The organism is Megamonas sp. (genome assembly GCF_986095205.1).
Genome location: NZ_CFQVBI010000080.1, coordinates 1 through 21,384, shown reverse-complemented (window position 1 = coordinate 21,384; position 21,384 = coordinate 1). Strand labels below are relative to the sequence as shown.

Here is a 21,384-nt window from a genome sequence, read left to right as displayed (position 1 = left end):
TAGATAATGCAAAAGCCCTAGCAGATGAACTTGTGAAAAAAGGATTTAGAATTGTATCAGGTGGTACAGATAATCATTTAATGCTTGTGGATTTACGCTCTAAAAATATCACAGGAAAAGAAGCACAATTCTTATTAGATGAAATAGGTATCACAGCAAATAGAAATACAATTCCATTTGAGCCATTGAGCCCATTTGTAACAAGTGGTATTCGCCTAGGAACACCAGCACTTACAACTAGAGGATTAAAAGAAGAAGATATTCGTGAAGTAGCAGATATCATTGCTGATGTTATCGAAAATCGCGAAGATAGCGCTGTTATTGAAGCAGCGAAAGCAAAAGTTCAAGCTATTTGTAAGAAATTCCCATTATATGAAGCTTAAAATATCGGTTTGTCAGTTGGACAATTAAGTATATAAAAACATCAAATTTTAGTGTCGGTAATAATTACAAGGAGGGAATGTATATGGATTTATTAAAAACACCATTATATGAAGAACATCTTAAATGTCATGGTAAAATGGTGGAATTTGCAGGGTACAGTTTGCCTGTCCAATATGCTACAGGAGTAATTAAAGAACATTTAGCAGTGCGTACAGCTTGTGGCTTATTTGATGTATCACATATGGGTGAAATAATTTGTGAAGGTGAAGATGCTCTAGCAAATATAAATATGTTATTATCCAATGATTATACAGATTTAGATATTAATCATGCTCGCTATAGCCCAATGTGCAACGAACAAGGTGGCGTAGTTGATGATTTAATCGTATATAAACAGCATGAACATAAATATTTTATTGTAGTCAATGCTGCTAATAAAGATAAAGATTTTGCATGGATGAAAGCACATGCTTTTGGTGATGTAAAATTTAGTGATGTTTCAGCAGAATATGCTCAGTTAGCATTACAAGGTCCAAAAAGTGAACATATTTTAGCTCAAGTTACTGATGAAAAAAATATTCCACAAAAATATTACACTTGTATTTTTGACGCTAAGATTGATGATATTGATTGCATTATTTCTCGCACAGGATATACAGGCGAAGATGGTTTTGAAATCTATGTAGCTAGTAAATATGCTCCAGCTATTTGGAATTTATTATTAGAAAATGGCAAAGAAGATGGCTTAATTCCTTGTGGTTTAGGTGCAAGAGATACTTTGCGCTTAGAAGCTGCAATGCCACTTTATGGTCATGAAATGAATGATGAAATTTCTCCAAAAGAAGCAGGCTTAGGCATTTTTGTAAAAATGGATAAACCAGATTTTATCGGTAAGAGTGCATTAGAACAAAAAGGTGCACCAACTAGACGTCGTGTAGGCTTAAAAGTTACAGGAAAAGGAATTATTAGAGAAGCACAAGATGTTTATATTGATGGAGAAAAAATCGGTATTACTACATCAGGTACACATTGTCCATATTTAAAACAGGCAGTGGCTTTAGCTATTGTAGATGTAGCACATAAAGATGTAGGTACAAAAGTACAAGTTGATGTACGTGGTCGTATGGTTGAAGCGGAAATCGTAAAATTACCATTTTATAAAAGAAGTAAATAAAGAGAAAATAAATTTATAAATTTTTAGGAGGAATAAATTATGAACTTTCCAGAAGAATTATTATATGTAAAATCTCATGAATGGGTACAAAAACAAGAAGATGGAACTTATTTAATCGGTATTACAGATTATGCTCAAGATGCACTCGGTGATTTAGTTTTTGTTAATTTACCAGAAGAAGGCGATGAAGTAGTTAAAGGTGAAACTTTTGCTGATGTAGAGTCTGTAAAAGCTGTATCTGATGTATTCTCTCCTGTTAGTGCTACTATTGAAGCTGTTAATGAAGAATTAGCTGATGACCCAGCACTTATTAATAGTGATCCTTATGGTGCATGGTTTATTAAAGTTAGCAATTTAACTGACCATGAAGATTTATTAAGTGCCAAAGAATATGAAGAATATGTACAAACTCTCGATTAAATAATTATTGAGGTGATTTTATGGGAACATATGTAGTCAATAGTAAAAAAGAACAGCAGGAATTATTAACTAGATGTGGTCTTAATTCTTTCGTGGATTTATATAAAGATATTCCCGAAGAAGTATTATTAAAAGATGGCTTGAATTTACCAAAAGGCTTAGCTGAACTTGAAGTTAAAAGAAAATTTGAAGATTTAGCTGATAAAAATAAAGTTTATAAACATATATTCCGTGGAGCTGGTGCATATAATCATTACATTCCATCAGTGGTAAAAGCTATTGCAAGTAAAGAAGAATTTGTAACAGCATATACACCATATCAGGCAGAAATAAGTCAGGGAATATTACAAGCTATATTTGAATTTCAGACTATGATTTGCGAATTAACTGGTATGCAAATAGCAAATGCTTCTGTTTATGATGGAGCAACGGCAGCAGCAGAAGCAACAGCTATGTGTTATGAACGCAAAAAAGCTAATACTGTTTATGTATCAGCAACTACTAATCCGCAAGTGATAGAAGTTATTAAAACGTATAGTTTTGGTCATGATATAAAAGTTGAATTAGTGCCAGAAAAAAATGGCGTTACTGATATCGAAGCACTAAAAACAATGATAGATAATGAAGCTAGTTGTTTTTATGTGCAACAGCCAAATTATCTTGGCAATATTGAAGACCTTGTAGCACTTGGTGAAGTAGTGCATAAGGTAAAAGCAAAATATATTGTAGGCGCTAATCCGATAGCTTTGGCAGTATTGCAAACTCCAGCACAAGCAGGTGCTGATATTGTAGTAGGAGAAGCTCAACCACTTGGTTTACCACTTGGTTTTGGCGGCCCATATTTAGGATTTATGGCGACTACTGATAAAATGATGCGTAAATTGCCAGGTAGATTAGTTGGTCAAACTGTTGATGTTGATGGAAAAAGAGCTTTCGTACTTACATTGCAGGCAAGAGAACAACATATTCGCAGAGAAAAAGCTAGCTCTAATATCTGTTCTAATCAGCAGTGGTGTGCATTAGTAGCTTCAATTTATCTTGCAACTATGGGTGCTAAAGGTTTAGTTGAAGTTGCAGAACAGTCAGTAGCTAAAGCTCATTATTTAGCAGAAGAATTGTCAAAAGCAGGTTTAACTTTAAAATATCAGCAACCATATTTCCATGAATTTGTTACTGTTTCTGCTAAAAATACACAAGATGTTATGGATAAATTAGCTCAAAATAATATTTTAGGTGGATTGCCACTAAATGAACGAGAAATATTATGGTGTGCTACAGAAATGAATACTAAAGAAGAAATTGATAAATTAATTGAATTAGTAAAGGCGGTGTAGATATGAATTTAATTTTTGAACAAAGTACACAAAATCATCAATGTAGTATTTTACCGCCTTGTGATGTTCCCAAAGTGGAATTGCCTACAAAACGTCAAGAGAGTTTGAATTTACCAGAGCTATCTGAAAATGAAATCAGTCGTCACTATACGCAATTAGCAGAAAATGTGCATGGTGTAAATAATGGTTTTTATCCTTTAGGTTCTTGCACTATGAAATACAATCCTAAAATTGATGAAGAAGTAGCAAATTTTAAAGGCTTTATTAATATTCACCCATTGCAAGATACAAAAACTGTACAAGGTGCATTAGAAGCGATTTCTTTGGCTAATGATTATTTATGTGAAATAACTGGTATGGATAAAATGACTTTCCAACCAGCAGCTGGCGCGCATGGCGAATTTTCCGGATTATTATTAATTAAGGCGTATCATTATAGCAAAAATGATGAAAAACGTCATAAAATAATTGTTCCTGATTCTGCACATGGCACAAATCCAGCAAGTGCTTCTATGGTAAATTATGATGTTATTTCTGTTCCATCATCTAGTGATGGATGTGTTGATATAGAAGCTTTAAAAGCTGTATTGGCTAAAGAAGGCGAAAATATCGCAGGTTTGATGTTAACTAATCCAAATACAGTTGGTATTTTTGATAAAAATATCTTAGAAATTACCAAATTGATACATGATGTTGGCGGATTATGCTATTATGATGGGGCTAATTTAAATGCTGTAATGGGGTGGGCTCGTCCAGGTGATATGGGCTTTGATGTAGTACATCTTAATTTGCATAAAACATTTGCAACTCCACATGGTGGCGGTGGCCCAGGAAGTGGCCCTATTGGTTGTAAAGCATTTTTACAAGAATTTTTACCAGGATATCAAGTAGTGCAAAAAGATGATTATTTTGATTTAGTACGCTATGAAAAATCATATGGCATGGTAAAAGAATTTTATGGTCATTTCCTCGTAGTATTGAAAGCATTGGCTTATATTATGACTTTAGGCAAAGAAGGCATCAGTGAAGCTTCGGCAAATGCTGTACTCAATGCTAATTATATGAAACAAGAACTTTCAGATACTTTTAATATGGCTTATGATGGCATTTGTATGCACGAATTTGTAATGAGCTTAGAACAATTGAAGCATGATTATAATGTATCTGCTTTAGATGTAGCAAAAGCTATGTTAGATTATGGCATTCATCCACCAACAATGTATTTCCCATTAATTGTGCATGAAGCATTGATGGTAGAACCTACAGAAACAGAAGGCAAGGTACAGATGGACGAAGCGATTAAAATTTATAAAGAAATTTATAAAACTGCGATAGAAAATCCAGATATTATGCATGAAATGCCACTTAATACTGTAGTGCGCCGTTTAGATGAAGTTTTAGCTGCAAGAAAACCAATATTACGTTATCAGGCAGAGTGATTAATTATGATAAATAGTATAAAAATTGTAAGAGGTGATGGCTTTAATCCCTATTATAATTTAGCTCAAGAAGAATATTTGACTACTACTGTAAATAAAGGTGAATTGATAATTTATCTATGGCAAAATAAACATACTATTGTGATTGGCAGAAATCAAAATGCCTGGCAAGAATGTCATGTAGAAAAATTTATCCAAGATGGTGGAAAAATAGCTCGCCGTTTATCTGGTGGTGGTGCTGTCTATCATGATTTGGGAAATTTGAATTTCACTTTTTGTGTGAGAAAAGAAGATTATGATATAGATAGACAATTATCCGTAATTTTGACGGTTGTACAAGCTTTAGGAATTAAAGCAGAAAAAACAGGTCGCAATGATATAACTATTGAGCAAAAGAAGTTTTCTGGAAATGCTTTTTATAAACAAGGAGATTTTTGTTATCATCATGGGACTTTATTGCTATCAGTAGATAGTGAACAAATGCTGAAATTCTTAAATGTAGATAAAGCTAAATTACAATCAAAAGGCGTGGACTCTGTAAAATCACGTGTAACAAATTTAAAAGAATATAATGCTGATATTACGGTAGAGTCAATGTGTAAGCAGATAAAAATATCCGCAGAGAAAATTTATAATTGTTCAGTTGTGGATTATGTGATTAATTCTGTTGATAAATTAAAGATAAATGAATTAATGCAAAAATTTAGCGACTGGGATTGGATTTTTGGACGGAAAATACAATTTACAAATCATTTGCAAAGACGTTTCTCATGGGGGAATGTGGAATTTTATATTTATGTAGATAAAGGTAGAGTCAAGGATATAGAGATATATTCTGACGCTATGGAGCAAAATTTTATTTTATCATTGAAAGAAGCATTAAAAGATTGTTTGTATATAAAAAGAAATATAATTGAGCGGATAGAAAATTTAACTGAAGATAAAATTATGAGTAAAGATTTAATAACTTTAATTCAAGATGATTTGTAAATTATAAAGGTGTGGTGATTTATGGAAAATTTTGATTTAGCAATAATTGGGGCAGGTCCAGCAGGATATGAAGCAGCAGTTTTTGCTGCTAAACAAGGATTGAAAACAGCTTTAATTGAAAAATCAGAGCTTGGTGGAACTTGTTTGAATAATGGTTGTATACCCACAAAAACATTATTGCATACAGCTGATTTATATCGTGAGATGACTAATCAAGCGGACATAATAGGATTAGATTATCAAGCATTATCCTTTGATATGAAAAAAATGCAATTGCATAAGCAAGATGTGATACAAAAACTTCGTGAAGGCATAGCTAAATTGATGAAAATGCATAAAGTAACGATAATCAAAGGCTGTGCTAAGATTGTTGGCGAACATGAGATAGCAATTCAAAGTGATGAAAAAGTAGAAAATATTGAAGCTAAAAATATTTTAATCGCCACAGGTTCAGTGCCAGCTATGCCCCCAATAAAAGGTGCTGAATTGACTATAAATAGCGATGAATTATTAAATGATGAAAATGTATATGAGCAAATAGCTATTATTGGCGGTGGCGTTATTGGTATTGAATTTGCTTTTTTATATGCTTCCTTAGGAAAAAGAGTTATTATTTTAGAAGCATTAGATAGAATTTTAGCTAATATGGATAAAGAATTTGCACAAAGTTTAAAAATGTTATTGAGTAAACGCAATGTGGAAATTCAAACAAAAGCATTAGTCCAAGAAATAAGCTATAACGAAGGAACAAAGAAATATAATTGTAAGTATCTACAAAAAGATGCAGAATATGTCATATCAGCAGATAAAGTATTGATGGCTGTAGGTAGAAGAGCATATACTCAAAATCTTTTTGCTGATAATCTATCAATAGAAACTGATAGAGGTAAGATAAGAGTAAATGAAAATTACCAAACAAATATAGAAAATATCTATGCTAGTGGAGATGTTATTGGTGGTATACAATTAGCTCATGTTGCTACAGCAGAAGCAATAAATGCAGTTTATCATATGTTAGGCAGAGCGCCAATTTATAATATGAATTTAATACCTAGTTGTATTTATACTAATCCAGAAATCGCCTCTGTAGGTATGACTCTTGATGAAGCAAAAGCTCAAGGAATTAATGTAAAAACCATAAAATATCCTATGGGTGCTAATGGTAAAACTGTATTATCTTTACAAGAGAGAGGATTCATAAAAATAATAGTGGATAAAGAAACTGATTGTATTTTGGGAGCACAAATGATGTGTGCTCATGCTACAGATATGATTAGTCAATTTACACAAGCTATTCAACAAGAATTAACGCTAGTAGACCTACAGAAAATAATATTCCCACACCCAACATTTAATGAAGCTATTGGTAAAGCTGTAGAATAAGAAAAAAGCTGATGTAATTTAATTTACATCAGCTTTTTTCTTTATAAATTATCTAAGAAATTTTTTATGCGAGCAAGAGCACCGCTTATATTATCTACAGAAGTAGCATAAGAAGCTCTGATAAATCCTTTACCACATTCACCAAAAGCAGTGCCAGGAACTACTGCTACATGTTGACGGAGAAGCAATTGTTCAGCGAATTCTTCAGAAGAAAGACCAGTACTAGAAATATCAGGGAAAATATAAAATGCTCCTTTAGGTTCAAAGCATTTTAATCCCATGCTAGTAAAGCCTTCATAGATTAAACGACGACGGCGGTCATATTCAGCTACCATTTTTTTCATATGCTTTTGACCATTGCGAATTGCTTCAAGTCCAGCTATTTGAGCTGTTATTGGTGCGCAAATCATAGTGTATTGATGAATTTTATTCATAGCATCAATTACAGGTTTTGGTGCTAAGGCATAACCAAGGCGCCAGCCTGTCATAGCATATGCTTTAGAAAAACCATTTAAAATAATACTGCGTTCTTTCATATCAGGTAAAGCAGAAAAACAAATGTGTTTACGTTCGCCATAAGTTAAATCGCCATAAATTTCATCGGATATGACAATTAAATTATGCTTTTGGGCAAAATTAGCAATAGCGAGTAATTCATCATATTCTAAAATTGTTCCTGTTGGATTGTTAGGATAGCCGATTAATAATGCTTTTGTCTTTGGTGTAATATGTTTTTCTAAATCTTCAGGAGTTACTTTAAATTCATTTTCTGATTTAGTAGGTACAGCAATAGCTTTGGCACCAACTAAAGTAGCACAAGCTGCATAAGATACATAGCATGGCTCTGGAATTAAAATTTCATCATTAGGATTTAAAATAGCGCGCATAGCAAGGTCAACAGCTTCACTAACGCCAACAGTGATGAGTACTTCATCATTAGGATTGTATTTTACTTGAAAATCTCTTTCATACATATGTGTGATGGCATGACGTAATTCATAAAGACCTTTATTGCTAGTATATGCAGTATATCCACGTTCTAAGCCATAGATACAGCTTTCGCGGATAGTCCAAGGTGTTACAAAGTCAGGTTCACCAATACCAAGACTGATGACATCTTCCATAGTGGAAGCAATATCAAAAAAACGGCGAATACCGGATTGTTTTGTATGTTGTACAGTAGTTGCTAAATTTTTATTCCAATCAATCATGGTGATACCACCAATCTATGGTCAGTTTCTTTATCATCAATGATAATACCATCTTTTTTATAAGGTTTAAGCATAAAATGACTGCGTGTAGATGTAACGCCTTCGATTGTAGAAAGACGACGAGCGACAAAGTCAGCTACATTTTTTAAAGATTTACCTTCAATGATAACTAATAAATCAAAGCTACCAGACATTAGATAAACAGTTTTTACTTCATCAAAACGATAAATTCTTTCGGCGATAGCATCAAAACCAAATTCACGCTGTGGAGTAACATTGACTTCAATCATAGCAGAAACGCTATCATCTCCGTATTTTTCCCAGTCAATCATAGTGTTGTAGCCAAGAATAATTTTTTCTTTTTCTAGCTTTTTCATTTGTTCTTCTATTTCATATTCAGAACGACCAAGCATAGTAGCAAGTTCTTTGATTGAACGACGTCCATCATGTTCTAGTAATTCTAATAATTCACGCATAAAATCACTTCCTTAGTAAGTTTAATGAATAGTAATTTAGTAATCTTTATTTTAGCGAAAAAACAAAGACCCTCGTCCAATAAAGGACGAGGGTCTTCTCCCGTGGTACCACCTTAGTTAGCAAATAGCTCACTTAATGCCGATATCGCTGGCATAGCGCCTAGTTTTGCTAGGTGCTCACGGGTAGCTTTCTAATTTTATCGCTTGATAGCTCGCACCAACCGCTATTTCTCTGAAAGTCAACAAAATTATACTTTTCCGCTCATTGCATTTTATATATGTGTAATAATGTTAACATAAAATTAGAATAAAAATCAAGTGTTAGATGAATAAATGTAAAATTAAATATACAATAGCAGATAAAATTGCAGTACATGGAATTGTCATAAGCCAAGCGACAAGCATTTGACGAGCAACGTCCCAATGTACAGCTTTAACACGTTGGGCAGCGCCTACACCCATGATAGAACCAGAAACGACATGCGTAGTAGATACTGGTAAATGTAGAAGTGTAGCGCCAAAGATTACTACAGCCGAGTTTAAATCAGCAGAAAAACCATGAACAGGTTGCATGCGGAAGATTTTCCCGCCAACAGTTCTGATGATTTTCCAACCACCAAATGAAGTACCAAGAGCCATAGCAAAAGCACATGATATTTTTACAAAAGTAGGTACTTCTAAAGCACCGATATAGCCACCGCTTAAAAGAGCAAGTGTGATAATTCCCATGGATTTTTGTGCGTCATTAGAACCATGAGCAAATGCCATTAAAGCAGCAGAAATTACTTGGAGACGATTGCAATTATCATTGACAGTAGCTGGTCTCATGGAATGACAGATAGCAAAAATAATATGTAGTATAATCCAACCAATTGCCATAGCAGCAAGAGGAGAAAGTACTAAAGATAAAAATATTTTTAAGATACCATAGCCATTTAATCCCATAAAGCCAACGGAGATGATTACAGCGCCAATGATACCACCAACTAAAGCATGAGAAGAACTACTTGGCATACCAAACCACCATGTTATTAAATTCCAAATAATAGCACCAGCTAAAGCAGCGATAATGATGACTTCATTTACCATAGAAGCAGATTGAACTATATCGCCACCGATGGTTTTGGCAACGCCTGTACTAATCATGGCACCAGCAAAATTTAAAATAGCAGACATAATGATAGCTACTGCTGGAGAGACTGCACGAGTTGATACGCATGTAGCGATTGCATTTGCTGTATCGTGGAAACCATTTACAAAGTCGAAAATAAGAGCTAAGGCAATAACAATAAAAATTAAGATAGAAGCTTGCTCAAGCATACTTCATAACAACTCCTTTTAATGTGTCAGAAATATGTTTTGTCTGATCAAGTGTATCTTCAAGGCATTGAAGAATATCTTTCCATTTTACAAGCGTAATAGGGTCTTTTTCAGTTTTGAATAATGAAGACATTTCACTACGATAGAGTGTATCTCCTTGACTTTCATAAGTTAAAATGCGATTAGTACATTCAAGAATTTCATTATGATTTTTACGAATATCTTTTAATAATGATGTAGCTTTTACTAATTCTTCTGTAGCTTGAATTAAAAGCTTAGACAATTTTGCAGGACCGTCTGTTTTTGGCTGACCTGCTTCGTACATGATGACGCGTTCAAGGCTCCCATGAATATTATCTACACCATCATCTAAGCCATAAGAAAGAGCGAAAATATCTTCACGGTCAATTGGAGTGATGAATACTTGATTTAACTTTTGTACAGTTTCTGCTGTAACTAAATCGGCTTGTTTTTCAACAGTTTTTATTTCTTCCATTTTGGTTTGAGCTGTATCGTAATTAATCATTACATCATACATTATTTTGGAACCTTGGTTAAAATATTTAGCATGTTGATTGAGCATATCAAAAAATTCATAGTGTTTGTTTCCGATATCAAACATAAAATAATCCTCCTGAAGTTTTTTATTGGAATTTTCATACTGAAAATAAGTATAAAAGCCTAATAAGAAGAATAAATATATTTTTGGTAAAATCTAAGTAAAATTGAAGGATTTATTATTTTAGTGAAAATTTATATATTAATGGATATGAAAATAAATCTATAAACAATAGCTTTTCTTGTTCATAATAATAGACATCATAGGTTTTCTAATGTACAATAGAAGTGAGTTTTTTTCTTAATTTACAGGAGGAATAAAATTGTCAGTTAGAAGATTGTATGTTGAAAAACGCCAAGGTTTTGATATTCCAGCTCAGAAACTCTTTGCTGATTTAAAAGAGTTATTTGCAATTGAAGGAATAGAACAAGTAAGAGTTATCCGTAGATATGATATTGAAGGATTAACTGATGCAGAATATGCACAGACAAAACCAGTTGTATTTTATGAACCACCAGTAGATGTAATTTATGAAGAAGAATTACCAGAAATAGCGAATGCTCGTGTATTTGCAGTAGAAGCTCTTCCAGGTCAATTTGACCAGACTGCTGATTCAGCTGCACAGTGTGTACAGCTCGTTACACAGAAAGAACGTCCAGTTATCCGCAGTGCAAAAGTAATTGCTTTAATTGGTAATATTGATGATGAAATTTTTGCTAAAATAAAAAATTACTGCATTAATGCTGTAGAATCTAGAGAAGCTTCTTTTGAAAAACCTGAAACACTTGCAATGGTTATGGAAGAACCAGCTGATGTAAAAATACTTACAGGCTTTATTTCTATGAATGATAGCCAACTTATTGCTTTAAGAAATGAAATGGGTTTAGCAATGAGTGAAGAAGATTTGAAATTCTGTCAAGAATATTTTGCTAAAGAAGAAAAACGTGATCCTAGTATTACTGAAATTCGCGTTATTGATACTTATTGGTCTGACCATTGTCGTCATACTACATTTACAACAGCTATCGACAATGTTGATATTGAAGAAGGTAAATATAAAGAAACAATAAAAAATGCTTATCAGTTATATTTAAATGACCGTGAAGCATTAGGTAGAACTCATAAAGATGTTACTTTAATGGACATCGCTGTAATGGGTATGCGTAAACTTCGTGAAGAAGGCAAATTACAAGACCTAGATGTATCTGAAGAAATCAATGCTTGTAGTATTGTCGTAAAAGCCAATATTGATGGAAAGCAAGAAGATTGGCTTGTAATGTTTAAAAACGAAACTCACAATCATCCTACTGAAATTGAACCATTTGGTGGTGCGGCAACTTGCCTTGGTGGTGCTATCCGTGATCCACTTTCTGGTCGTTCTTATGTATATCAAGCTATGCGTGTAACAGGTAGTGCTGATCCTCGTCGTAGTCTTGAAGAAACAATTAAAGGTAAATTACCACAGCGTAAAATTACTCGTGGTGCAGCACATGGTTATAGTTCTTATGGTAACCAGATTGGTTTGGCAACAGGACAGGTTCATGAAGTTTATCATGAAGGTTATGCAGCAAAACGTCTTGAAATCGGTGCAGTAGTAGCTGCAGCTCCAAAAGAAAATGTACTTCGTTTTGAACCACAACCAGGTGATGTAGTTATTTTAGTTGGTGGACGTACTGGCCGTGATGGTATCGGCGGTGCAACAGGTTCTTCTAAAGAACATACTATTGAATCTTTAACACATTGTGGTGCAGAAGTACAAAAAGGTAATCCTCCAACTGAACGTAAATTACAAAGATTATTTAGAAATCCAGAAGTTAGTCGTTTGATCAAACGTTGTAATGACTTTGGTGCAGGCGGTGTAGCTGTAGCTATTGGTGAATTAACGGATGGTCTTGTAATTGAACTTGATAAAGTTAAGAAAAAATATGATGGTCTTGATGGAACAGAACTTGCTATTTCTGAATCTCAGGAACGTATGGCAGTTGTTGTAGATGCTAAAGATGCAGATAAATTCATAGCTGAATCTGCAAAAGAAAATCTTGAAGCAACACTTGTGGCAACTGTAACTAAAGAACCTCGTCTTGTTATGAATTGGCGTGGTAATGATATCGTTAGCATTAAACGTTCTTTCCTTCAGACAAACGGTGTAAAACAGCATACTGATGCTGTAGTAAAAATGCCAGAAGGCAAAACATATTTTGAACAAGCAAAACAAGTAGAAGGCTCTGTAAAAGATGCTTGGATTAATACTTTAAAAGATTTAAATGTATGCAGTCAAAAAGGTTTAAGTGAACAATTCGACTCTACAATCGGTGCTAATACAGTGCTTATGCCATTTGGTGGTAAACGTCAAATGACACCAGCAGAAGGTATGGTAGCTACATTACCATTATTAGAAGGTTCTACAAATACAGCTACTGCTATGACATTTGGTTTCAATCCATATCTCATGAGCTGGAGCCCATTCCATGGTGCAGTATATTCTATCGTAGAAGCTATTACAAAAATCGTAGCTATCGGCGGTGATTATGCAAAAGTTCGCTTAACTCTCCAAGAATATTTTGAAAGCCTTGGCAAAGATAGCGAAAAATGGGGTAAACCATTTGCTGCACTTTTAGGTGCATTATGGGCACAGCATAAATTCGGTACAGCTGCTATTGGCGGTAAAGACTCCATGTCTGGTACATTCATGGATATGACAGTACCACCTTCTTTAATCGCTTTTGCTCTTGATATGGTAGAAGCAGATAAAGTTGTATCTCCTGAATTTAAACAAGCAGGACATAAAGTTATCGTAGTTAAAGCAACTCGTGATGAATTCGAAATGCCAGTTATTGATACATTGACTGCTAACTTCAATAAAGTTTATGAATTAATTCATGCAGGTAAAGTTGCAAGTGCAAAAACTGTAGGCGTTGGCGGTATTGCTAGTGCAATCAGCAAAATGACACTTGGTGAACAACTCGGTTTTGCTTTTGCTGATGGCTTTGATACAAAAGAATTATTCGCTTGCGATTATGGTACAATCATTCTTGAATTAAATGAAGATGTAGATTTAAATGAATTTGTAGGTGCATATGAACTTGGTAGCGTAATTGCAGACAAAGCAATTATCTGTGGCGATGTAAAAATTTCTCTTGATGAAATTGAAACAGCATATACTCAGCCACTTGAACAGATTTTCCCAACTCATGTACGTAAATCTACTGGTGAAACAAAACAAAGTGAACTTTATACAGCAACTAGCATTGCTAAAGCTCCAACTTCTTTTGCTAAACCAAGAATTTTCATTCCAGTATTCCCAGGTACAAACTGTGAATATGATACTGCTAAAGCATTTAATCGTGCAGGTGGTCAAGCTGAAACTCTCGTTATTAAAAACTTGACTCCTTCCATGGTTGAAGAATCTGTTGAAGCTATTGTAAAAGGCATTGAAAAATCTCAGATTATCATGCTTCCAGGTGGTTTCAGTGGTGGGGACGAACCAGATGGTTCTGGTAAATTCATTGCTGCTATGTTTAGAAATCCACGCATTACAGAAGCTGTTCGCGATTTACTCAAAAACCGTGATGGTTTAATGCTCGGTATCTGCAATGGTTTCCAAGCTCTCATCAAATTAGGTCTTGTACCATTTGGTGATATTCAAGAATTAACACCAGAAAATCCAACACTCACATATAATGAAATTGGTCGCCACGTATCTTGCATGGTAGAAACAAAAGTTGTATCTAATCTCTCTCCATGGTTTAACAACGTAAAAGTAGGAGATATTCATACTATTGCTGTTTCTCATGGTGAAGGTCGCTTCTGTGCAAGTCCAGAAGTTTTAGCTCAACTAAAAGCTAATGGTCAGATTGCAACTCAATATGTAAATGCAAATGGCGATACTTCTATGGATATTGAAGTAAATCCAAATGGTTCTGTATGGGCTATCGAAGGTATCACAAGTCCAGATGGACGTATCTTAGGTAAAATGGGACACTCCGAACGTATTGGCAAATATGTAGCGAAAAATGTTCCAGGTGCAAAAGATCAAAAATTATTTGAAGCTGGCGTAGCTTACTTTAAATAAAAAATAATAGATATAAAAATAGACAGGGTATATATTACCTTGTCTATTTTTTTATAAATTTTTGTGTACAGTATTTTTTTATTTATTAGTTGATAATAAGACTATTATGTGATAGGATAAATCCATCAAAAGTTTATAATAATTAAAGCAAAGAAGCTGTGAATAAATATTTTTATTTATTCACAGCTTTATTTTATTTTAGGAGGAATAAATTATGTTAAGAAAAAGTTTGATTGTGTCATTAGCTATAGGGGCAATTATATTAAATAGTAGTTATTCTATTGTTTCGGCAGCTGATTTACCAGAAGTAAAAATATTAGCAACAGGTGGAACTATTGCAGGTAGTGCACCATCTAATACTCAAATGACAGGTTATAAAGCCGGAGCTTTAGGTGTTGAAACTTTAATAAATGCTGTGCCAGAATTAAAAAATATAGCAGTTGTTAGTGGAGAACAAATTTCTAATATAGGTAGTCAGGATATGACAGATGATGTTTGGTTAAAATTAGCAAAACGTTGTAATGAGCTTTTGTCAGATCCAGATGTTAAGGGAATTGTTATTACACATGGAACAGATACATTGGAAGAAACAGCATACTTTTTAAATTTAACAGTAAAGAGTGATAAACCTGTTGTTCTTGTTGGAGCTATGCGTCCAGCTACTGCTATTAGTGCGGATGGTCCTGTTAATTTATTAAATGCAGTTAAATTAGCAGCATCTCCAAAAGCTGTAGGAAAAGGTGTATTAGTAGCACTTAATGATGAGATAAATGGTGCTCGTGATGTAACAAAAACAAATACAAGTAATGTATCAACGTTTAAATCTCCTGAATTAGGTTTTTTAGGATATATTACGGATGGAGAACCATATTTTTATAGAGAAACAACACGTAAACATACGAAAGAAAGTGAGTTTGATGTTGATAATTTAGCTAAATTACCAAGAGTGGATATTATTTATACTCATGAAAATGATGATAGAGTGCTTATTGATGCTTCAGTAAATGCAGGAGCTAAAGGAATTATTTATGCAGGTAGTGGAATGGGAAGTATTCACAAGGATGCTGAACCGGGGTTAGTTGATGCTCAAAAAAAAGGTGTAGTGGTAGTACGTAGTTCTCGTGTAGGGAATGGAATGGTTGTTGCAAATTCAGAACAATATACAAAGGAGCATTTTTTAAATGGTGATACATTGAATCCACAAAAAGCTCGTATTTTATTGCAATTAGCACTTACAAAAACAAATGATTTAAATGAAATTCAAAGGATGTTTGATGAATATTAATGTAATAAAAAGGAGATGTAGAAATGACTTTAAAAAATTATTGTATAAAAATAATAAGTAGTTTTTTTATATTAATAACATTAATAGCAACTTCATTGACATATGCTAATGCTGAAAGTAGAGATACTGTACGAATTGCAACCGTTAATTTTCAGCCAATATGGGGAGATAAAAAAGCGAATTTAAATAAAATGAGTAAATTCATAAAAGAAGCAGCTGATAACGGAGCAGAATTAGTTCTTTTTCCAGAAATGTGTTTAACTGGTTATGCAATGGAACAAAATGATTCGATGTTAAGAGGCGACAGGATGCAGGTAAAATTGGCAGAGCCTTTTAATGGAGAAAGTGCTAAGACAATAGCAAAAATAGCAAAAGAGAATGGTATTTATGTAGTATATGGATATCCAGAAAAAATTGGCAATGATCCTTTAAATGTATATAATTCAGCTGTAGCAATTGATCCAAATGGGAAAATTTTAGGGTCATATAGAAAAGTACATCCTTTTGGAAGTGAAGTAATTTGGGCTAAAACAGGTACAGAACCATTTCTTTTTGATACACCTTGGGGAAAGATTGGAATTAGCATATGTTATGACACATATAATTATCCAGAATTAAGTCGTTATTATGCGGCTAAAGGAGCTAAAATAATTCTTAATCCAACAGCAACTTCATGGGGTTATTATTCAGTTAGTGATTTAAAAGATGGTCAACCATTAAATGATGGAAAACCTATTAATGGCAATAATAAAGCATGGGTTAATAGATTTAAAAATAGGATTGAAGCAGTGACTACACAAAGTGGTGTATTTGTAATCACATCCGATTTAGTTGGAGCAGAACGAAAAGCAGATGGTACTTTTATGGGAACAGCTTTTCCAGGAGGAAGTTGTGTAGTAGGACCTACGGATGATAAAAAAGGAACAATGGAATATATTTCATATTATGGTACAAATCCAGAAACAGCAGTAAATGAAGAAATTGTTTATAGTGAACTTAATTTAGATAATGCGAAAAGAAATTCTTTTGTTAATTATATAAAAACAGATTTGCAAGAGGGTCAGTTGTATCAACCAGCATTATATGAAAAATGGTTTAAGGACTTAGAAAAAGATTATAAGGTTTTGTATTAAATAAATAGTAAAAATATAAATTGCACTCTAAAATAGAAATTAGAGTGCAATTTATATTTTTATTCTATTATAGAATATTAGTATTTGAAATCCTTAAATCTGAATTATTTGTTGGTGGGGTAGGTCCAGATTGTACATTATAATATGTTGCTAGTGTTTATGCTCACCTAAAAAAAGAGATGGTTTAATTCTAATGGAGTAAGAGGTGTTACATATATATTCTCCATATTTTTCTATTACGGGTAGAATAGGCTCAAGAGATCCTAGACCTGAGTCAGAGCTTATTGTTGTGGGATATACCTTGAAAAATAATTCATTATCAACACAATCTGGATTAACGGTAGGTATACCGTATGCCACAGTAGCTGGTATGTATGAAACAGTGAAAAAAGAATATGATTCTTATCGTAATAAATTTTATTATTCTTATGATTGGGATGATGAAAAACGACATTATTTTCAACCAGTAATGTGTTTTTTTGTTGATAAAAATAATATTATTACAGAAATTTATGTAGGAACTGATTGGTAATTATTTTATACTATTTATATAATTAGTTATAAAATAAATATAGAAATAAAAAACCTCGAGTGTAGTTAAAAACTTCTCGAGGTTTTTATATTTTAATTTTAAATTTTAGAGAATACTAGTATTTGGAATTTCGCTATCGTCTAATTTTCCTTTTAAATCATTATCTGTCATAGCACAAACAGCAGAGTCTGACCAAACATTTTCAGCTGTTTCAATCATATCGATGATGGTATAAATTGGTAAGATGATACCAAGTAAACCGATTGGAGCACCGATAGAGGACATAAGAGATAAAGTCAAGAAATAGCAACCCATAGGAACGCCTGCATTACCAACAGCGGCAATAACGGATATAAATAACCATGTAATCATAGTAGTCATGGATAATTCAAAACCAGCATTTTGCATTACGAATAAAGAGGTTACTAAGATAAATGCGGCACAACCATTCATATTGATAGTTGTACAAATTGGTAAAACGAAACGAGAAACTTTTGGATTGGCTTTTAAATTTTGTTCTGCACAAGCAAGTGTTACAGGCAAAGTTCCGGCAGAGCTTTTTGTAAATAAAGCTACGGCAAGAGCAGGAGCCATTTTACGGAAAACTTTAACTGGATTTAATCCACGAAGAAGCATGATTAAAGGTAAAATGATAAAGAACTGAATAGCATTACCACCAATTACTACAGCAGTATATTTTCCTAAAGCGCCAACGATAACACCAGCTTCAATTTGAGCTGATAATTGACCTGCAAAAGCGATGATACCAAGTGGTAAAACATAAAGTAATGCACGAATAAGTGTGAAGGATAATTCTTGTAAACCGTTGATTACTTTTAATAATTGTTCACGATTATCTGTTTTTGGCATGAAGGCTAAAGCTAAACCAACAGCCGCAGATATCAACATAACAGATAAAACATTACCAGTTAAAAATGGCTGTAGAACATTATTTGGAATTACAGATAAGAAGTGGTCATAATAAGAAAGTGCGCCTAATTTTTGCATAGGTACAGCTTCTTGACCGGCATTGATAATATCCATAGGAAGATTTCCTGGAGAAATCCATAAATAAAGACAAAGACTCGTAGCTGCTGCACAGATTGTGGTGAATAAAGTATAAAATAGTGCATGAGAAAAGATACGACTTGTATCTTTATTATTACCGAGTGCAGCTAAAGTAGTGATAACTGCTAGAGCGATTGTAGGAACTGCAATGAATTGGAATAAACGCGTAAATACAGTAGCTACAAAATTGAAAAATTCATTTAAAGGTTGGATACCGAGCCAGCCTAAAATGCCACCTAGAATGAGTGCACCAAACCATAATAAGAACTGACGTCCTTGAGAAGATTTAGCTTTGCTTTCGCGGATAGCACTTTGAGCGGTTTCTTTAACATCGACTTGTTTTTTATTATCAGCCATATGTAATCCCTCTTCTCTCTTTAATATTGTATATACATATATAATTAATTCATACAATATATGTATGAAAAAGATTATACGATTTTGATGTAAACATGTCAATCGTTTTAAAGTGTATAAAAAATAAAAAGGTAATGTGATTTTATTTTTTACTATTTACATTATCAAAAATAAATAAGGACTTGTCAACATAAAAAGTAATTCATTTTGTCATCTAGTTTAGAAAAAATAGATTATTTTATAGTATTTATAAATATTTTAGTTTAAATAAAAAGTTTAATCAAAATGGATTATTGTCTAATATCACGTTATTACTACCTTTTTGATAACCTATTAAATCTACAGTGATAAATTTAAAACCTAGTTTTTGAAACTCTTTATGAATTAAATCTCTAAGAGGATTGGTAAATAATTTAGGGACTTCATTTGTTTCTACTTCTATGCGTGCTAAATCACCATGATGACGTACGCGAATTTGACCTTGTAAAAATTTATGAAGTATATCTTCTGCTTTAGCAACTTGATTTAATCTTTCAGGAGTAATTTCAAGACCGTAAATTAAACGAGAGGCAAGACAAGCAGAGCTAGGTTTATTCCAAACAGGTAAATTCCAGTCTTTTGCCATTTGGCGGATTTCATCTTTAGTAATGTGCAATTCTAAAAATGGTGATTTTGTTAATTTAAATTCTTTTAAAGCGAGCATACCTGGACGATAATCACCTTTGTCATCTTCATTAGAGCCTTCTAAAAGATAGTTATAATTATTTTTTTGACAAAAATTTTCTAAAAGTTTAAAGCGATTAATATGACAATGGTAGCAACGCATTTTATCATTGCAGGTGAATTTTTTATCAGCTAAATCATCTACAGTGAATAATTTATGCTTTATGCCAATGAGTTTAGCAACTTTTTTAGCATCAGATATTTCATTAGTAGTTATTAATTCAGATACAGCAGTGATGGCGATAGCTTTATCGTCTAAAGCAATTTGTGTTGCTTTAGCAAGTACAGAGCTATCTACACCTCCAGAAAAAGCTACAGCTACAGATTGGTAAGATTTTAGTAATTCGATTAATTGTTGTTGTTTATTCATGTTTTAGTTCCTCGTTTGCTAGAAATAATGCTGTTTGTTGAATTGTTTTTAACGGTACATTGTGTTTTTGGGCTAATTGTTTACAATCTTCATATTCAGCGGATATATTTAGAATTTTATCGCCTTTTTTAGCTATTTTGCATTTTACTTGACCATATGGCGTGGTGATGGATTTAAATTCTCTATCTAGACTGTAGCGAGTGATTATTTCTTCACGTATGCCAAGCGTTGTCGTTTCGCTGAATATAATATCAAGGCAATTTTCTTTATCTTCAGGACGGATTAGAACAGATAAAGTATTAGCTGAGCGGGATTTTTTCATATAAATAGGAGTTAGCCAAACATCTAAAGCATTATGCTCAAAGAGTTTTTGCGAGATATATTCATAATTTTGAGGATTAAAATCATCTATATTACAAGATAGTATAAGTAATTTTTCTATAATATAATCGTTCATTTTTTCACCTGTCATTTGTTGTAAATTTAATTATATATTAAATTAGAATTTTTATTTAGGCAAGAAAGTAGATTTTAGCTTAAATAAAAAGACTTAGCTCTATATAATGAACTAAGTCTTTTTTGGGGGTTTAAATATATGATTTTGATATTAAGATGGAGTTTTTTATAACATGATTGGTGCAAAAACGAAACCTAAAGCTACAGAAACAACGATTGTTAATACACCAGGGAAGAAAAACGGATGATTAAATACATATTTTCCTATGCGACTGGTACCAGTATCGTCCATTTGTACAGCACCTAATAATGTAGGATATGTTGGCAATACAAATAAAGCGGAAACAGCAGCAAATGAAGCTACAATAATTGGTACAGAAGCAGTATTTTCTGGAGTGATGCCTAAAGCGACGATAACAGTTGGGATTAAAGCTTGAGTTGTAGCTGCTTGTGAATATAAAAGCATATTAGCGAAGAATAAAGCTACAGCTAATAAAAATGGATAAGCTACAACGAGATTAGAAGCTAATAATTTAACCATACTGAGCAAGAAGTCTCCTACCTCTAAGGTAGTGAGATGAATTGCTCCTTAGAAGATTGACTGGATATATGCTTTATGAGATAATCTTATTGGTCGAATATAAAAAAATGTGGTGATTATAATGAATTTAGACAACAATGCTCATTCAGTATTTTTG

The 21,384-nt window shown here is 33.1% G+C and carries 18 protein-coding genes, 1 pseudogene and 1 other annotated feature; of the genes and pseudogenes, 11 read left to right on the top strand and 8 right to left on the bottom strand.

The genetic code is table 11. The features are described 5' to 3' along the window. The 7 genes and pseudogenes from AC5LAX_RS12145 to lpdA all read left to right on the top strand — a co-directional run. Positions 1–383: pseudogene (locus AC5LAX_RS12145) on the top strand (serine hydroxymethyltransferase); the annotation flags it as partial. An 83-nt stretch (positions 384–466) separates the two neighbouring features. Continuing rightward, a complete protein-coding gene (gene gcvT, locus AC5LAX_RS12140; RefSeq protein ID WP_008540115.1) occupies positions 467–1,558 on the top strand; it encodes a glycine cleavage system aminomethyltransferase GcvT in 1,092 nt (363 codons plus the stop codon). A 39-nt stretch (positions 1,559–1,597) separates the two neighbouring features. Beyond that, positions 1,598–1,978, top strand: coding sequence for a glycine cleavage system protein GcvH (gene gcvH / locus AC5LAX_RS12135; RefSeq protein ID WP_008540113.1), 381 nt, complete (start codon positions 1,598–1,600; stop codon positions 1,976–1,978). A 20-nt stretch (positions 1,979–1,998) separates the two neighbouring features. Next, positions 1,999–3,312 (top strand): aminomethyl-transferring glycine dehydrogenase subunit GcvPA, encoded by a 1,314-nt coding sequence (gene gcvPA, locus AC5LAX_RS12130; protein WP_117585720.1) that lies wholly within the window; start codon positions 1,999–2,001, stop codon positions 3,310–3,312. 2 nt (positions 3,313–3,314) lie between these two features. Continuing rightward, the gene (gcvPB, locus tag AC5LAX_RS12125; protein WP_288909164.1) at positions 3,315–4,751 is read left to right on the top strand and encodes an aminomethyl-transferring glycine dehydrogenase subunit GcvPB; all 1,437 of its coding nucleotides are present in this window, start codon (positions 3,315–3,317) and stop codon (positions 4,749–4,751) included. A 6-nt stretch (positions 4,752–4,757) separates the two neighbouring features. After that, positions 4,758–5,741: a lipoate--protein ligase gene (gene lplA / locus AC5LAX_RS12120; RefSeq protein ID WP_288909165.1), complete on the top strand. Its 984-nt coding sequence runs from the start codon at positions 4,758–4,760 to the stop codon at positions 5,739–5,741. 21 nt (positions 5,742–5,762) lie between these two features. Further along, a complete protein-coding gene (gene lpdA / locus AC5LAX_RS12115) occupies positions 5,763–7,124 on the top strand; it encodes a dihydrolipoyl dehydrogenase (RefSeq protein WP_117585723.1) in 1,362 nt (453 codons plus the stop codon). A 41-nt stretch (positions 7,125–7,165) separates the two neighbouring features. Here lpdA and AC5LAX_RS12110 read toward each other — a convergent pair whose 3' ends face one another. The 4 genes from AC5LAX_RS12110 to AC5LAX_RS12095 all read right to left on the bottom strand — a co-directional run bounded on the left by AC5LAX_RS12110 (position 7,166) and on the right by AC5LAX_RS12095 (position 10,753). Then, positions 7,166–8,335, bottom strand: coding sequence for an aminotransferase class I/II-fold pyridoxal phosphate-dependent enzyme (locus AC5LAX_RS12110; RefSeq protein WP_008540101.1), 1,170 nt, complete (start codon positions 8,333–8,335; stop codon positions 7,166–7,168). After that, positions 8,332–8,811, bottom strand: coding sequence for an Lrp/AsnC family transcriptional regulator (locus AC5LAX_RS12105; protein ID WP_008540100.1), 480 nt, complete (start codon positions 8,809–8,811; stop codon positions 8,332–8,334). Before AC5LAX_RS12105 ends, AC5LAX_RS12110 begins: the two co-directional genes overlap by 4 nt. Before the next feature lie 79 nt (positions 8,812–8,890). Next, positions 8,891–9,086 (bottom strand) — a binding site (T-box leader). 46 nt (positions 9,087–9,132) lie between these two features. Then, positions 9,133–10,131: an inorganic phosphate transporter gene (locus tag AC5LAX_RS12100; protein ID WP_015563487.1), complete on the bottom strand. Its 999-nt coding sequence runs from the start codon at positions 10,129–10,131 to the stop codon at positions 9,133–9,135. Next, positions 10,124–10,753 carry a DUF47 domain-containing protein gene (locus AC5LAX_RS12095; RefSeq protein WP_115150856.1) on the bottom strand — a complete coding sequence of 210 codons (630 nt, stop codon included), beginning with the start codon at positions 10,751–10,753 and terminating at the stop codon, positions 10,124–10,126. Before AC5LAX_RS12095 ends, AC5LAX_RS12100 begins: the two co-directional genes overlap by 8 nt. Before the next feature lie 259 nt (positions 10,754–11,012). On the opposite strand from AC5LAX_RS12095, the gene AC5LAX_RS12090 reads away from it, so the two are divergent. The 4 genes from AC5LAX_RS12090 to AC5LAX_RS12075 all read left to right on the top strand — a co-directional run bounded on the left by AC5LAX_RS12090 (position 11,013) and on the right by AC5LAX_RS12075 (position 17,712). Continuing rightward, the gene (locus AC5LAX_RS12090) at positions 11,013–14,762 is read left to right on the top strand and encodes a phosphoribosylformylglycinamidine synthase (protein WP_288909167.1); all 3,750 of its coding nucleotides are present in this window, start codon (positions 11,013–11,015) and stop codon (positions 14,760–14,762) included. 214 nt (positions 14,763–14,976) lie between these two features. After that, complete coding sequence (locus AC5LAX_RS12085; RefSeq protein WP_288909168.1) at positions 14,977–16,047, top strand: type II asparaginase; 1,071 nt, start codon at positions 14,977–14,979, stop codon at positions 16,045–16,047. A gap of 23 nt (positions 16,048–16,070) precedes the next feature. After that, positions 16,071–17,180 (top strand): carbon-nitrogen hydrolase family protein, encoded by a 1,110-nt coding sequence (locus AC5LAX_RS12080; protein WP_288909170.1) that lies wholly within the window; start codon positions 16,071–16,073, stop codon positions 17,178–17,180. Positions 17,181–17,469: 289 nt separating this feature from the next. After that, the gene (locus AC5LAX_RS12075) at positions 17,470–17,712 is read left to right on the top strand and encodes a hypothetical protein (protein WP_493263862.1); all 243 of its coding nucleotides are present in this window, start codon (positions 17,470–17,472) and stop codon (positions 17,710–17,712) included. A 105-nt stretch (positions 17,713–17,817) separates the two neighbouring features. Here the strand turns inward: AC5LAX_RS12075 and AC5LAX_RS12070 are convergent, their stop codons facing one another. The 4 genes from AC5LAX_RS12070 to AC5LAX_RS12055 all read right to left on the bottom strand — a co-directional run bounded on the left by AC5LAX_RS12070 (position 17,818) and on the right by AC5LAX_RS12055 (position 21,227). After that, positions 17,818–19,137 (bottom strand): dicarboxylate/amino acid:cation symporter, encoded by a 1,320-nt coding sequence (locus AC5LAX_RS12070; RefSeq protein WP_115150858.1) that lies wholly within the window; start codon positions 19,135–19,137, stop codon positions 17,818–17,820. Between the two features lie 280 nt (positions 19,138–19,417). Then, positions 19,418–20,230: an ATP-dependent sacrificial sulfur transferase LarE gene (gene larE / locus AC5LAX_RS12065; RefSeq protein WP_288909173.1), complete on the bottom strand. Its 813-nt coding sequence runs from the start codon at positions 20,228–20,230 to the stop codon at positions 19,418–19,420. Beyond that, entirely contained in the window at positions 20,223–20,702 is a 480-nt protein-coding gene (gene larC2 / locus AC5LAX_RS12060) for a nickel pincer cofactor biosynthesis protein LarC2 (protein ID WP_493263861.1), read from the bottom strand. Before larC2 ends, larE begins: the two co-directional genes overlap by 8 nt. A 150-nt stretch (positions 20,703–20,852) precedes the next feature. Next, positions 20,853–21,227, bottom strand: coding sequence for an anaerobic C4-dicarboxylate transporter family protein (locus AC5LAX_RS12055; protein WP_493263860.1), 375 nt, complete (start codon positions 21,225–21,227; stop codon positions 20,853–20,855). Between the last annotated feature and the right edge of the window lie 157 nt (positions 21,228–21,384).

What these genes read in the sequence shown, in the direction of transcription:
- AC5LAX_RS12100 (WP_015563487.1), bottom strand. Translation starts at nt 10,131, where the DNA reads ATGCTTGAGCAAGCTTCTATCTTAATTTTTATTGTTATTGCCTTAGCT.
- gcvH (WP_008540113.1), top strand. Translation starts at nt 1,598, where the DNA reads ATGAACTTTCCAGAAGAATTATTATATGTAAAATCTCATGAATGGGTA.
- AC5LAX_RS12110 (WP_008540101.1), bottom strand. Translation starts at nt 8,335, where the DNA reads ATGATTGATTGGAATAAAAATTTAGCAACTACTGTACAACATACAAAA.
- AC5LAX_RS12070 (WP_115150858.1), bottom strand. Translation starts at nt 19,137, where the DNA reads ATGGCTGATAATAAAAAACAAGTCGATGTTAAAGAAACCGCTCAAAGT.
- larE (WP_288909173.1), bottom strand. Translation starts at nt 20,230, where the DNA reads ATGAATAAACAACAACAATTAATCGAATTACTAAAATCTTACCAATCT.
- gcvPA (WP_117585720.1), top strand. Translation starts at nt 1,999, where the DNA reads ATGGGAACATATGTAGTCAATAGTAAAAAAGAACAGCAGGAATTATTA.
- lpdA (WP_117585723.1), top strand. Translation starts at nt 5,763, where the DNA reads ATGGAAAATTTTGATTTAGCAATAATTGGGGCAGGTCCAGCAGGATAT.
- larC2 (WP_493263861.1), bottom strand. Translation starts at nt 20,702, where the DNA reads ATGACAGGTGAAAAAATGAACGATTATATTATAGAAAAATTACTTATA.
- gcvT (WP_008540115.1), top strand. Translation starts at nt 467, where the DNA reads ATGGATTTATTAAAAACACCATTATATGAAGAACATCTTAAATGTCAT.
- AC5LAX_RS12095 (WP_115150856.1), bottom strand. Translation starts at nt 10,753, where the DNA reads ATGTTTGATATCGGAAACAAACACTATGAATTTTTTGATATGCTCAAT.
- AC5LAX_RS12105 (WP_008540100.1), bottom strand. Translation starts at nt 8,811, where the DNA reads ATGCGTGAATTATTAGAATTACTAGAACATGATGGACGTCGTTCAATC.
- AC5LAX_RS12080 (WP_288909170.1), top strand. Translation starts at nt 16,071, where the DNA reads ATGACTTTAAAAAATTATTGTATAAAAATAATAAGTAGTTTTTTTATA.
- lplA (WP_288909165.1), top strand. Translation starts at nt 4,758, where the DNA reads ATGATAAATAGTATAAAAATTGTAAGAGGTGATGGCTTTAATCCCTAT.
- gcvPB (WP_288909164.1), top strand. Translation starts at nt 3,315, where the DNA reads ATGAATTTAATTTTTGAACAAAGTACACAAAATCATCAATGTAGTATT.
- AC5LAX_RS12055 (WP_493263860.1), bottom strand. Translation starts at nt 21,227, where the DNA reads ATGGTTAAATTATTAGCTTCTAATCTCGTTGTAGCTTATCCATTTTTA.
- AC5LAX_RS12085 (WP_288909168.1), top strand. Translation starts at nt 14,977, where the DNA reads ATGTTAAGAAAAAGTTTGATTGTGTCATTAGCTATAGGGGCAATTATA.